Source organism: Mycolicibacterium hippocampi (genome assembly GCF_010723735.1).
GTDB lineage: Bacteria > Actinomycetota > Actinomycetes > Mycobacteriales > Mycobacteriaceae > Mycobacterium > Mycobacterium hippocampi.
In genome coordinates, this window is record NZ_BLLB01000002.1 from 634,770 (window position 1) to 647,255 (window position 12,486).

At 67.2% G+C, this 12,486-nt stretch carries 12 protein-coding genes; 7 read left to right on the forward strand and 5 right to left on the reverse strand.

The annotated features are described in order from the left end of the window. Nucleotides 1-34: 34 nt before the first annotated feature. Nucleotides 35-766: a dienelactone hydrolase family protein gene (locus G6N53_RS04095; protein WP_163887358.1), complete on the forward strand. Its 732-nt coding sequence runs from the start codon at nt 35-37 to the stop codon at nt 764-766. Here G6N53_RS04095 and G6N53_RS04100 read toward each other — a convergent pair. Beyond that, nucleotides 763-2,139: a cytochrome P450 gene (locus tag G6N53_RS04100; protein ID WP_205390278.1), complete on the reverse strand. Its 1,377-nt coding sequence runs from the start codon at nt 2,137-2,139 to the stop codon at nt 763-765. The two genes, G6N53_RS04095 and G6N53_RS04100, sit on opposite strands and share 4 nt — an antisense overlap. A gap of 169 nt (nt 2,140-2,308) precedes the next feature. On the opposite strand from G6N53_RS04100, the gene G6N53_RS04105 reads away from it, so the two are divergent. Further along, nucleotides 2,309-3,181: a class I SAM-dependent methyltransferase gene (locus G6N53_RS04105; RefSeq protein ID WP_237166388.1), complete on the forward strand. Its 873-nt coding sequence runs from the start codon at nt 2,309-2,311 to the stop codon at nt 3,179-3,181. 32 nt (nt 3,182-3,213) lie between these two features. Here the strand turns inward: G6N53_RS04105 and G6N53_RS04110 are convergent, their stop codons facing one another. Beyond that, nucleotides 3,214-5,346, reverse strand: coding sequence for an Rv1355c family protein (locus G6N53_RS04110; RefSeq protein WP_163887359.1), 2,133 nt, complete (start codon nt 5,344-5,346; stop codon nt 3,214-3,216). A gap of 90 nt (nt 5,347-5,436) precedes the next feature. Further along, nucleotides 5,437-7,101: an ABC-F family ATP-binding cassette domain-containing protein gene (locus G6N53_RS04115; protein ID WP_163887360.1), complete on the reverse strand. Its 1,665-nt coding sequence runs from the start codon at nt 7,099-7,101 to the stop codon at nt 5,437-5,439. Between the two features lie 131 nt (nt 7,102-7,232). Here G6N53_RS04115 and G6N53_RS04120 point away from each other — a divergent pair, with 131 nt between their 5' ends. The 3 genes from G6N53_RS04120 to G6N53_RS04130 all read left to right on the forward strand — a co-directional run bounded on the left by G6N53_RS04120 (nt 7,233) and on the right by G6N53_RS04130 (nt 11,199). Continuing rightward, entirely contained in the window at nt 7,233-8,333 is a 1,101-nt protein-coding gene (locus G6N53_RS04120) for an Rv2629 family ribosome hibernation factor (RefSeq protein WP_163887361.1), read from the forward strand. A gap of 72 nt (nt 8,334-8,405) precedes the next feature. Further along, on the forward strand, nt 8,406-9,437 hold the full coding sequence (locus G6N53_RS04125; RefSeq protein ID WP_163887362.1) for a fused (3R)-hydroxyacyl-ACP dehydratase subunits HadA/HadB: 1,032 nt from the start codon (nt 8,406-8,408) through the stop codon (nt 9,435-9,437). A gap of 133 nt (nt 9,438-9,570) precedes the next feature. Continuing rightward, nucleotides 9,571-11,199: an SLC13 family permease gene (locus G6N53_RS04130; protein ID WP_163887363.1), complete on the forward strand. Its 1,629-nt coding sequence runs from the start codon at nt 9,571-9,573 to the stop codon at nt 11,197-11,199. Nucleotides 11,200-11,238: 39 nt separating this feature from the next. Here the strand turns inward: G6N53_RS04130 and G6N53_RS04135 are convergent, their stop codons facing one another. Beyond that, nucleotides 11,239-11,406 (reverse strand): alpha/beta fold hydrolase, encoded by a 168-nt coding sequence (locus G6N53_RS04135; protein WP_205390279.1) that lies wholly within the window; start codon nt 11,404-11,406, stop codon nt 11,239-11,241. Nucleotides 11,407-11,482: 76 nt separating this feature from the next. After that, entirely contained in the window at nt 11,483-11,848 is a 366-nt protein-coding gene (locus tag G6N53_RS04140) for a cupin domain-containing protein (RefSeq protein ID WP_163887364.1), read from the reverse strand. A 194-nt stretch (nt 11,849-12,042) separates the two neighbouring features. On the opposite strand from G6N53_RS04140, the gene G6N53_RS30405 reads away from it, so the two are divergent. Both G6N53_RS30405 and G6N53_RS04145 read left to right on the forward strand, forming a co-directional pair. Continuing rightward, nucleotides 12,043-12,174, forward strand: coding sequence for a hypothetical protein (locus tag G6N53_RS30405; protein WP_264065055.1), 132 nt, complete (start codon nt 12,043-12,045; stop codon nt 12,172-12,174). 2 nt (nt 12,175-12,176) lie between these two features. Further along, entirely contained in the window at nt 12,177-12,449 is a 273-nt protein-coding gene (locus G6N53_RS04145; protein WP_163887365.1) for a hypothetical protein, read from the forward strand. The last annotated feature ends 37 nt before the right edge of the window (nt 12,450-12,486 follow it).

The following is a 12,486-nucleotide window of genomic DNA, read 5'->3' on the forward strand; positions in this document are numbered from 1 at the left end:
GGCTATCGTCGCACCATGACGATCGCGTCACCACATGCCTGAGATCACCGTTGCCGCGGCCGACGGCGACGTCCGCGGGTACCTCGCAACACCCGACGGTGAGGGTCCATGGCCCGGTGTGGTGGTGGTCCAAGATGTCCTCGGCCTGACAGCTGACCTGAAGCGGATCACCGACCGCTTCGCTGCCGGCGGCTACCTGGCGTTGGCCCCCGCGCTGTATGACGGCCGCGGCCCCAAGATCACCTGCATGTTCAGCACCATCCGCGCCCATTTCACCGGCCGCGGCCCCGCCTACGGCAGCCTTCTCGCCGCCCGTGAGCACCTGATCGCCGACAGTCGGTGCACCGGAAGAGTCGGGATTGCGGGCTTCTGCATGGGTGCGGGGTACTGTCTGCAACTCGCCGACACCGGGTTGTTCGGTGCCACCGCCCCCAATTACGCGCTACTTCCCAAGGACATCGACAAGCTCCGTCAATCGTGTCCGGTGGTGGCCAGTTTCGGTGCGAAAGACCCCATCGTGGCGCGTGATACCGCCGCCAAGCTCGAAGCGGTCCTGGCCGACGGCGGCGTACCCCACGATGTGAAGCAGTATCCGGACGTCGGTCACAGTTTCATGAACGAACACCCGCTGCCCGGTCCCCTTCGACTCGTGGCCGGGGCCATCGGTATGGCGCATTCCGCTCCCGAAGCCGAGGATGCGTGGCACCGCATCCTCGCGTTCTTCGGAGAACATCTCGCCGCACCGGGGCGCGATCCGGACTCCTAGGCTGGTCGTGGTCGGACACGGGCGCGGATCGGACCGCCGGCGATCATGGTGAAGTGCAGCGCGAGCGGGAATTCGTCGTCGAGAGAGAGGATCTCGGCTCTGCGGATGATGGTTGCCAACGCGAGCGTGACCTCCAGCATCGCGAAATGATCCCCGATGCAGGACCGCGGACCGCCGCCGAAAGGAATGTACTGCCAGCGATCGAGGGCCTTGTACTTGTCGGGGGTGAACCGGTCGGGGTCGAACCGGAGCGGATCGTCCCAGAGGGCCGGATCCTGTTGGACGGCCATTCTCCCGATGACGAGCATGGTGCCCTTGGGCACGCGGTAGCCCGCCACCTCAACGTCACGACACGCCATGCGGGTCCCGGTCGGCGCCGGCGGGCACAGTCGAAGTGATTCGCGGATCACCTGCACCGTGAACCCCAACTGCGGAACATCGTCGGGGGTCAGCGGGCGATCCGGCAGAGCGGCAATCTCTTTCGCGATCCGGTCCTGGTAGTGCGGATGACGGCCCAGCGACCACAGCGCATAGGTCAAGGTCGTCGCAGTGGTGTCGTGGCCGGCGAACAGAAAGATGATCAGCTCGTCGCAGATCTCCTGATCCGTCAACCGGGCACCGGTTTCGGGGTCCTGCGCCGCGATCAAGGCCCGCACGAGCGGCGCGACCCTGGTCGGGTCGGCACGACAATCGCGCAAGATGTCCTGGGTGAGTGCGTGCAATCTGGCGCTCGCCGCACGTGCGCGCCGGCGCGCCGGGGTGGGAAGCCATCGGGGGGCGCGCACCGGCCGTGTCGCGCGACCGATCGCGTAGCTCAATGCCACCCGCAGCGGCTCGGCGACATCGTCGGCACGCTCCTCGAGATCCAGACCGAGAACAGATCGGCCGAGCGCCCGTAGCGTCAGCGTTCGGCACTCGGCGTCCAGATCGACCACACCATCCGTCGGCCATTTCTCGCACAGCCCTTGAGCCGCTTGTGACATGTGGCCACCGAACTCGCTCACCCGCTGTTTGGTGAACGCCGGCTGCAACGTCCGCCGCCGCGGTTTCCACGGCTCGAACGGCAGATCTGCCAGGTTGGCGCCGATGACCCGTCGCATCTCCTCGAAGACGGGCGTCGTCTTGTCGACAGAAGCGTCCTTGGTGGCGAGGATGTCGCGAATGGCACGCGGCGATGTCGCCAGCACCATCGGGGGCATCAACCAGCGCGGTCCCAACGTGAACGCGGTGACGGGACCGCCGGCATCCCGCAGCCTGGCGGTACCGGTGCTGAACTCCCTGACCGCCGCCAGCCGCTGCCGGAACGGCAGTGGGTTCACCGGCGGAAGAGGCAGCGACGTGTGCTCACCCGCGTCGGCCTCACTGTGAACCAAGTCTTCCTCCCCGCGAAGCGTCGTCGAACGCCGAATGCAGGGAGCCTACCGAGTCATTCGGATTCCGCGCGACGCCACCGGCGGCGCACCTTCCAGGCCGTGACGCATAATCCACGTGTGCAGTGGGCGGCGACGGCCGCGAGCGCACCAGTTCGGAAAAGGATTCGAGATGCCAACAGTTCGACCGTTGTGGCGGGTGCCGGGAATCGTCATCCGCGAGCGGTTCCACCCGACCGGGCGCGAACGCATCCCCGAACCCATGGTGATGGACGATCCGGTATCGGTCGGCGAGTTCCACACCGGCGGTGCCTCGAACCCGGGGATGCGCGCCGTCTACGACCTGTGTGCCCGTTCCCTCGATGCACTGCTTCCCCCCGGCGGCCGACTGTTGGACCTGGGCGTCGGGTCGGGCCGCGCACTGAGCGCCGTTCTGCGGCGCAGGCCCGACATCCACGCGACGGCAGTCGATCTTGCGCCCAACATGCTGGCCACCGCACGCACGCTGTTCGAGAACGAAGGTCTGGCGGATCGCGTCGAACTTGTGCAGGCTGACATCACCGCCCTGCCGGAGCAGTTGGCCACCGCGCCGTGGGATGCCATCTCCTGCATGTGGACCCTGCACCAACTCCCGGACTTCGACCTCCTGCGCGGGGCCCTCACGCAACTCGCGGCCGTGCAGCGCCGGAGCGGGGCTGCTGTGTGGATCTCGGACTTCCAGCGACTGCGCGACCCGGCTGCCTGTCCCGACATGCTGGGGTGCGTGGACCCGGCATCCCCGGAAACCCTGCGTGAGGACGCAATCGCCAGCGAAGCGGCAGCATTCACGTTTGCCGAGCTGTCGACCGAGTTGGCCGCAGCCGGACTGAAGGGGATGCACTCCGGCCATTCCACTCCCCTGCCCTATCTGCAGGCGTACTGGCTTCTCGGTGCGCACGGCAAGCCGGGTACGTCCCCGGGGCTGCGACGTGGTGGTGAGCTGAGCGGTTCGGCCCGCCGCGAGGCGGCGCTGTTGCGCTGGGGATTCACCGCCAAACCGTTCTGAGCCGGGTCGCCCGGCTCGCGGTGTCCGCCAGATCAGCTGCGGCGCAGTTCGACTCGGTCCATGGCGCGCCTGCTCGGGAAAGAGGGCGGCGGCGCCTCGGTCAACCGCAGCACCAGGACGACGGCATCGCGGGGATCGGTTGCGGTCAAGTTGAGGAAGTCGCTCTGCAACTCCGCCAGGTCCTCGGTGAAGCGCGCGGACAGTTCCTCGAGATCAGCGGCATCGCGCGCGTGCAGGAACACCGGTGACAACGGTTGAACGCTGAGGCCCGCCCGTTGAGCCAGGATCCACACGGCCTCCACCGCCGACCCGCCCCGGGCGTAGTCCCGCAGCCCGTCCCCCGCGACGGTGACGACCGCCAACGCGGAGCTGGCGAGCACCCGGTCGCGGGTGTCGTCGCCCAGTGCGCTGCCGGCGTCCCAATCCGCGAGGTGTGCCATGACTTCGGGCCGGCGCAGCAGCTCGATCAGCGCCGAGTCGGCGGCGTCGAGCTCCAGCGTGCGGATGTCGAGACCGGTGTCAGGGTCGGCGTCCCCCGGGAACCGGAGCTCGCCGAACATCTCCCGGTGCAGGTGCGGCGTCAGGTACCGGATCCGGTCGGCGGCCGCGAAAATCGCCGCAGCACGGGACAGCTCAGCCCGCTGGGCCAGCAGGCGCAGACTGGCGCCCTCCTGCTTAGCGGCGGCGGTGAGCAACCTCGCGGTCTGTTCGTCGACGGTCCCAGGCGTCCCGTGGTGCCGGTTGGTCTCGCGCGCCAGCATCAGCTCATCGAGTTCGGCGAGCGCCGGGTCCTGGCCGTCCGCGAACGTCATGGTCGCCCGCAGTGGGGACCTGCCGACCTCCTCCGACATGCTCACCGGACCGAGCATTCCGCGGGCCGCAGCCGCGACCCTGACATTGAACATGGCGGCGCCGAGCGCGACCGCGCTGCCGCGGTAGCCCACGTCCATGGTGGACTTGTGTTCTGTGGCAATGCTGATGGTGACCTGTGTTGGGTCCGCCTCGATCCGCCACGGTTGACTGTTGCCGCCCGACGGTGCGCGCATCGCGGCGGCGACGATACTGTCGTCGACCGTCACCGACACCGGGATATGGGACTCGGCGACATCGGAGGACAGATGCTGCTGGGCCAGCTCAGGCTCGTCGAGTTGATCGAGCGCCCAGCCGATGTCAATCCGGCACCGCCCGGAGTTCAGGGGCTCCCCGACACCTATTCTGCGCACCGCCTCGGCGAGCGCCGCTCCCCCGAGAACGACGTCGGACGCCAGCTGCGGCCAGGTCGACAGGGAGCGGTCCACCTCGATCAGCGACGCCGCCGCACGCGCAGAGATCCGGTCGGCTTCCAGATGGCGCAGCATGTGCGGGATCTTGTCGCGGCTGCTCATTCCGGGCAGCAGACTGACGTCCAACGCACCCAGCATTCCGTGCAGGATCGGGCGTTCCGGTTGCTGATCGAAGCGCTCGACATCGACGATGCCGCGGTCGCTGGTCGCCATCAACACCGGGATGCGGCGATCGCGGGCACCGATCCGCAGGACAGCCTTCATGTCGAGGGAGTCGCACTCCTCGACGACGATGTCGAGATCGTCCAGGAACGCGTCGATGGTGTCCGCAGTGAGCCCGGTGTCGAAGACGTCGACCACCACGTAGGGATCGATCTCGGCGATCCTGCGTGCAGCGACATGTGCCTTGTTGAGCCCGATGTCGAACACCGTCGCGGGAACCCGGTTCAGGTTGGACAATTCGAGATGATCGAAGTCGGCCAGGCGCAGTCGACCGCACAAGCCCTGCATCGTCAGTGTGTGAGCGATCGCGTGACCGACGCTGAGACCGGCGACGCCGATGGTCAGTGACCCCAACCGGTCCTGTTCTTCGGCGGTGATGTTGTTGCGGTTGCGGTCGAGACGAGTGGTTCGAAACCCCCGAGGTCCCAGAATCGCGACGACGGTGCGCCGCCACGGGTAATACGCCCAGCGGCCCGGTTCGGCCAGCACCTCGTCGTCGGGCGTGGGGCGAAGAGCCCGCAGGCTGGACAGCTGCGTCTTGCGCTGGTCGACGAACTGCACCCCGGGTTCGTGCCGCAGCCGCTGCAACACCGTCTGATCGCTGGAATCGTCAGGGTCCAGAATCTGCGCTGCAAATGCAGTCGCACTGTGCTCGGCCACGCAGCGACTCTATTGGAACTCGGCTGCGTCCACGTGATTCGAGGCGCGACTATATCGACCAGATTTCCCGGCGACCAGATCTCCTACCGACTATGTCTCGGCGACCCGGCCGTCGTCGACCAGCCACGTGGTGTCCAACCGGACGTTCTCGAGCATTCTGCGGTCATGCGTCACCAACAGCAGGGCACCGTCGTAGCTCTCGAGCGCCTGCTCGAGCTGTTCGATGGCGGCGAGGTCGAGGTGGTTGGTCGGCTCATCGAGGACCAGCACGTTGATCCCACGCGCTTGAAGCAACGCCAGGCCGGCGCGGGTCCGCTCGCCGGGGGAGAGGTCGTCGACCTCACGTTCCACATGGTCTGCGCGCAACCCGAACTTCGCGAGCAGAGTCCGCACATCGGCAGTCGACCATGATGGCACCCGCTGCTCGAAGCGGTCGATCAGTCGTCCGTCGCCGGTGAAATCGGCACGCGCCTGGTCGATCTCACCAACGGCCACGTTGACGCCCACGCTCGCTCGGCCTTCGTCCGGCCGACGGCGACCGAGGAGCAGTCGCAGCAGTGTCGATTTCCCTGCCCCGTTGGGGCCTGTGATGCCGATCCGCTGGCCGGCGTCGACCTGTAGCGACACCGGCCCCAGCACGAAATCGCCTTGCCGCACCACGGCATTGTCGAGGGTCGCTACGACGGAGCTCGATCGCGGGGCGGCTCCGATGGTGAACTCGAGCGTCCATTCCTTGCGGGGTTCGGCGACTTCGGTGAGCCGGGCGATCCGGCTCTCCATCTGCCGGACTTTCTGCGCCTGCTTCTCGCTGGACTCGGTGGCGGCACGCCGGCGGTTCTTGTCGTTGTCAGGAGCTTTGCGCATCGCGTTGCGGACACCCTGGCTGGACCATTCGCGCTGGATGCGGGCGCGTGCCACGAGGTCCGCCTTCTTCTCGGCGAACTCGTCGTACTGCTCCCGCCGGTGGCGTCGACCGACCTCCCGCTCTTCGAGGTAGCTCTCGTACCCACCACCGAACACGGTGGTGGCGTTCTGAGCGAGGTCGAGTTCCAGGACGCGGGTGACGGTGCGGGCCAGGAACTCCCGATCGTGGCTGACCAGCACCACACCACCCCGCAGATCACGAACGAGCTGTTCCAGCCGAGACAGGCCGTCGAGATCGAGATCGTTGGTCGGTTCGTCGAGAAGGACGACGTCGAATCGGGACAGCATCAGTGCCGCAAGTCCGACCCGTGCCGCCTGCCCACCGGACAAGGCAGTCATCAAGGTCGCCTCCGGGCGCACGGCATCGGCGTCGAGGCCCAGGTCGGCCAGCACGGTCGGCAGTCGCTCGTCGAGGTCCGCGGCGCCCGAAGCGAGCCAGTGGTCCAATGCAGCGGAGTACGCGGTGGCGGGATCGACGTCGGCCGCGTTGTGGTCCGGATCGGCCAGTGCCGCGGCTGCTGCCTCCATGGCCCGGGTCGCGTCAGCGCATCCCGTGCGGCGTGCGATGTAGGCGGCGACAGTCTCGCCCGGGACCCGCTCGTGCTCCTGCGGAAGCCATCCGACGAACGCGTCGGCCGGCGCGATGCTGACGACGCCGTCGAGCGGTTCGAGGTCGCCGGCCAGGATCCGCAGCAGCGTGCTCTTGCCGGCACCGTTGGCCCCGACGACACCGATCACATCGCCCGGCGCCACGGTCACATCCAGGCCCTCGAACAGGGTGCGGTGGGCGAATCCGCCTGCCACGTGCTTGGCGACAAGCGTTGCGGTCATGGGTCCATCGTCGCACCACCGCGCCGGGCCGCCGGTCCCATCCTCGCCACGGCCCGTGGACCGGCCATCGGTTTGTCCGGCCCGAGTCCGGGCACCCAACGTGTCAGACACCCGGATCAGAACGGAGGATCATGCAAGCCGAACGTTTCCGACCGTTGGTGGAGTCGAAGGGACCCTACGAGTCGGTGTACTACGACGATTCCCACGACACCGAGGACGCGCCCGCCCAGCGGGACCTGAAGTGGCGGGCGATGCGCGAGGAACTCGAGCAGCACGGCGCATCTGCCGAGGTCGTCGAGATCCTGGAGCGGGCTGTGGTGGACAGCCCCCCGGCGGTCGGCCGCAGCGGCAGGGCGCTGATCGCCGGCGCCGACGGGCTGCTGCTCGACGAGACACTCATCCGGCCGATGGACACTCCCGTGGTGCGGATGTCGTCATTGCCCTACCTGGTCCCTCTGGTCGAGCACGGCGCACTGCATCCAACCTATGCCGTCGTCGCCGTCGACCACACCGGTGGGGACGTCGCCGTTCATCGCGACACCAAGGTGTCGGCAGAGACTGTCGACGGCGACGGGTATCCGATCCACAAAGCCGACACCGCTGAGACCGCGGGCTACGGCGACCCCCAGAAGCGCACCATGGAGGCTGGCCGAAAGAACCTGCGCGCGGTCGCCGAGCGGCTGGCGAACCTGGTGGACGACGAGTCGCCGGACGTCATTTTTGTCGTCGGTGAGGTGCAGTCACGCTCTGACCTGGCCGCCACGCTGGAGCAGCGGGTGGCTGAGCGTGTGGTCGAACTGGAGGTCGGCGCACGGCACAGCGGATTCGACGATGCCGACCTCCAGCACGCGATCGCCCAGGAGTTCCTCAAGCTCCGGCTCGCCACGATCGACCGAGCAGCTCAGCAGTTCTCGCAGGCGATCGGCCAGCGATCCGGGTTGGCCACCCAGGGCTTGGACGGCGTGTGTGCAGCGCTGCGCGCCGGTGCGGTGGAAACACTGATCATCGGAGACGTCGGGGACGCGACCGTCGTGGCCGGCGCCGACCTCTCCACCATCGCGCCGAACGCCAACGTGCTGTCAGAGCTCGGCACAGCTCCGGACCAGACGCTCCGCGCCGACGAGGCGTTGCCTCTCGCGGCCATCAGGACGGGTGCGACGCTGGTGCGCACCGACGAGCGGATCACGCCCGACGACGGAGTCGCCGCGGTCCTGCGGTACGCGATGCCCTGACCGGGTCTGTCGTCGCGTTAGTGTGCTTTGGTCGGCCTGACGGACAAGCCGATAGAAAAGTTGAGCACATCCATGACCGCAACAGCAGACGCACCGGCACTCGAGGCGCGGGTCGGCCACTACTACCAGATGGACGACACCTACCTCGTCGGCCGCGAGAAGGTGCGCGAGTACGCCCGCGCGGTGCAGGACTACCACCCCGCGCACTGGGACGTCGCGGCCGCCGCGAACCTCGGGTATCCAGGTCTGGTGGCGCCGCTGACGTTCACCTCGGCTCCCGGTATGTCGTGCAATCGCCAGATGTTCGAGTCGGTGGTCGTCGGTTACGACACCTACTTGCAGACCGAGGAGGTCTTCGAGCAGCACCGCCCGATCGTCGCCGGTGACGAACTCCATGTCGACGTCGAACTGACGTCGGTACGCAGGATCGCCGGCAGAGACATGATCACGGTGACCAACACCTTCACCGACACCGCCGGCGAGCGGGTGCACACCCTGCACACCACCGTCGTCGGCGTCACCGCCGAAGACCTCGATCCCCAGATCAAAACCGCCGTGCAGAACGCGATGATGCACGACGTGGACTTCTCCGGGATCGGCACCCTCGACACCGAGTACCACAAGACGGTGCGCCCCGAAGGCGAGGTCCGGATCGCCGACGGCGGCCTGACCCGGACGCCGGGGACGCCGTCGTTCGAAGACGTGTTGGTCGGCGACGAACTGCCGGTGCACCACACCCGGCTGTCCCGCGGTGATCTGGTGAACTACGCCGGTGTCGCCGGCGACGCCAACCCGATCCACTGGGACGAGGACATCGCCAAACTGGCCGGGCTGCCCGACGTCATCGCCCACGGAATGCTGACGATGGGGCTGGGGTCCGGGTTCGTCTCCGCGTGGTCGGGAGACCCCGGGGCTGTCACCCGCTACGCGGTGCGCCTGTCGGCACCGGCGATCGTGTCGGCCACCGAAGGCACCGACATCGAGTTCAGCGGCCGGATCAAGTCGCTGGACCCGGCGACGCGCTCCGGCGTCGTCATCGTTGCCGCGAAGTCCGGAAGCCGAAAGATCTTCGGCCTGGCGACGGCGCACATCCGCTTCTCCTGATCGGCTCGCCGCAGTTGCTCCACCGGAACGCTTCGACACGTCCCACAGTGGGTAGAGACCTGTTGTGATGCACATCACGACCACCAGGTCCTTCAACGAACGTGGGGCCGCGACGCTGTCCGGGGAGTGACCGATGCCCACTGACCAGGGTGCTCGAGAAGATCTCGAACGCCACCCACGAGACCCGCACGGCGGCGACGAGGTCGACGAGCGTTCACCGGGCGAACGCGCGGCTGCCGAGAGCACCTCGACGTTCCGCAGGCGCTGGCTCGGTTTCGGCGGCGGGCTGGTGCTCGTGGCGCTGGTTTATCTGGTGCTGCCCGGCGATCTGGCCCACCCCGCCAAGGTCACCGCTGCCATCGCGGTCCTCATGGGTGTGTGGTGGATGACCGAAGCGATCCCGATCCCGGCCACCGCCCTACTGCCACTGGTCGCCTTTCCGATTCTGGTCGGTGACGTGAGCGTTTCCGACGTCGGCGCGTACTACGGCAGCGACATCATCTTCCTGTTCATGGGCGGATTCCTCATCGCACTGGCGATGCAGCGGTGGAACCTGCATCGGCGCATCGCGCTGCTGACGGTGCGGGCGATGGGCACCAGCGCCACCCGTGTGATCGCCGGTTTCATGCTCGCCACCGCCTTCCTGAGCATGTGGGTCTCCAACACCGCGACTGCAGTCATGATGGTGCCGATCGGCGTCTCGGTCCTGATGCTGGCCGGCACGGTGTCGGCTCCGCGCAAGGACGAGGACCCGGCCGACAACGCGTCGGACGAGGGTGTCAGCGAGGGCGCCGACGAGGAGGTCAAAGAGCAGGTCAAGCAGTCCAACTTCGGCACGGCGCTGATGCTGGGCATCGCCTACGCCGCGTCGGTCGGTTCCCTCGCCACGATCATCGGGACACCGCCGAACACGCTGCTGGTCGGCTACCTGCAGGACGAGCACGACATCAACATCAGCTTCGGCCAGTGGATGTTGCTCGGGCTCCCACTCGCCTCGATCCTGTTGGTGATCACCTGGGTGTTGTTGACCAAGTTCGTGTTCAAACCCGAGATCGATGAACTACCCGGAGGCAAGCAGCTGTTCAACACCGAGCTGGCCAAGCTCGGCAAGCCCTCGGCCGGTGAGCAGCGCGTGGCGATCATCTTCGCGTTGGCCGCCATCAGTTGGATCTCGTTTCCGCTGATCTGGGAGGATCCGCCGATCTCCGACGCCGGCATCGCGATCGCTGCCGGGGTGCTGCTGTTCATCCTGCCGGCCGGCGCGAAACTGGGTGTGCGACTGCTCGACTGGTCCACCGCCGTGCAACTCCCCTGGGGCGTGCTGCTGCTGTTCGGCGGCGGGCTGGCGCTGTCCTCACAGTTCAGCAACTCGGGACTCACCGAGTGGATCGGCACCCAAGCACAGACCCTGCAGGGGCTGTCGATCCTGCTGTTGGTGGGCATCATCACGACAGCGGTGATCTTCCTGACCGAGCTGACGAGCAACACCGCCACCGCGGCGACGTTCCTACCGGTGATCGGCGGCGTGGCCATCGGCATCGGTGCGGATCCGCTGCTGCTGACCATCCCGGTCGCGCTGGCGGCGACGTCGGCGTTCATGCTGCCTGTCGCCACCCCGCCGAACGCGATCGTCTTCGGCACCGGCTATGTCAACATCGGCAGCATGGTCAAGGGCGGGATCTGGCTGAACCTCATTGCGATCCTGCTCATCAGCGTGGCCACCACGACGCTCGCGGTGTGGGTCTTCGACATCGCGACCTGATCCCAACAGGGAGGCAACAGAAGTCGGCGAACCCCAGATTCAGCCGGGCCCCGTGGAGTCCAGAATCAATCGCACCGTCTCGGCAGGCTGGTCCCAGTGCGGGAAGTGTCCGATGTCGGAGAACCAGTGCATCCTGGCATCCGGATACAGCTCCTGTGCCCGCTGAGCCTGCCGCGGCAAACCGTGTTCGTGGACGAACTCCAGCACGGCACTGGTGACGGTGGGCCGGAGGCGGTGCGTGGGTACCTCATCTGGATGGGGTACCCGCTGGGCGGTCCCGCGATCAGCCGTAGTAGTCGTTTCCGCGGGAGAACTCGACGAAGATGCACGGCTCGTCGCCAACCGTCCATGCGTCGTGCCCCGGCGGTAGCAGCATCACCTCGCCAGTGGAGAACACCTCTTCGGACCCGTCGGCCATCCGAACCCCCAACGAGCCTTCTATCACGACGGCCACGTGAGGCAACTCGCACAGCGCCGTGCCGACGTCCGGTTTGAGGTCCGCCGACCACCGGGCTCCCACATCGAACGTCACCTGGGTGGCGGCCACGCCCTCCAGTTCGGCGGTGCGCTTGGAGATCAAGCCGTGGACATCGGGTTGGATGTCAGCGAATCGCGCGCGCTGCATTGCCGCGTGGTAAGAGGTGCTCATTGCCACATTGTGCGCGCCACCGACGGTGCAGGCCAGAGGGCGACCGCGGCTGGCAGTGCCCGGTGACGAGCGTGGGCACATAGACTCCAGCACGGGCAATCCGTTGGTGCTGTGTGACTGTCGGCTCGCAGGAGGGACTCTGCGGTGACCTTCCGTACGAACTCGGAAAGCCCTCGTCCAGAACAGGGTTCGAGGTGAGCGCCGGTCTCGCGGAGAATCGCGGCGGGGGTGAGGCCTCGACACGCACGGTCACCAACAGGGTCGGACTGTATTTCGGGTTGATGCAGATCCTCTTCAATCTGTCCTGGGTCCTCTACGTCATCTGATTTTGCCGCTCGGCCTACTCGGGAAGATCGTCGCGGGCGTCACAGCGCTGTCCGCACTCGCGTTCCTGCTGATGCCCCTGGTCGCCGACGTCGGCCCTGGTGCCTTCCTCGCGGCCCTTCGGCTCGGGCACGGCGGCAGCGAGGGCAAGGCCGTGGGCGCCATGTACTCGGTACTGGCCGTGGCCGCGGTGGCGCGAATCTCGGTGGTCGCCACGGGTTTCGAGGATCTTTCCGCGCCCTCGACGACGTTGTTCTGGTTGCCGGTCATCGCGTAGTCGGCGGCCGGCATCATGCTGTTGCCTGCAGCCCGCC

Coding starts and splice junctions, on each gene's coding strand:
- G6N53_RS04095 (WP_163887358.1), top strand. CDS start 35: ATGCCTGAGATCACCGTTGCCGCGGCCGACGGCGACGTCCGCGGGTAC.
- G6N53_RS04105 (WP_237166388.1), top strand. CDS start 2,309: ATGCCAACAGTTCGACCGTTGTGGCGGGTGCCGGGAATCGTCATCCGC.
- G6N53_RS04115 (WP_163887360.1), bottom strand. CDS start 7,101: ATGACCGCAACGCTTGTCGCCAAGCACGTGGCAGGCGGATTCGCCCAC.
- G6N53_RS04120 (WP_163887361.1), top strand. CDS start 7,233: ATGCAAGCCGAACGTTTCCGACCGTTGGTGGAGTCGAAGGGACCCTAC.
- G6N53_RS04125 (WP_163887362.1), top strand. CDS start 8,406: ATGACCGCAACAGCAGACGCACCGGCACTCGAGGCGCGGGTCGGCCAC.
- G6N53_RS04130 (WP_163887363.1), top strand. CDS start 9,571: ATGCCCACTGACCAGGGTGCTCGAGAAGATCTCGAACGCCACCCACGA.
- G6N53_RS04140 (WP_163887364.1), bottom strand. CDS start 11,848: ATGAGCACCTCTTACCACGCGGCAATGCAGCGCGCGCGATTCGCTGAC.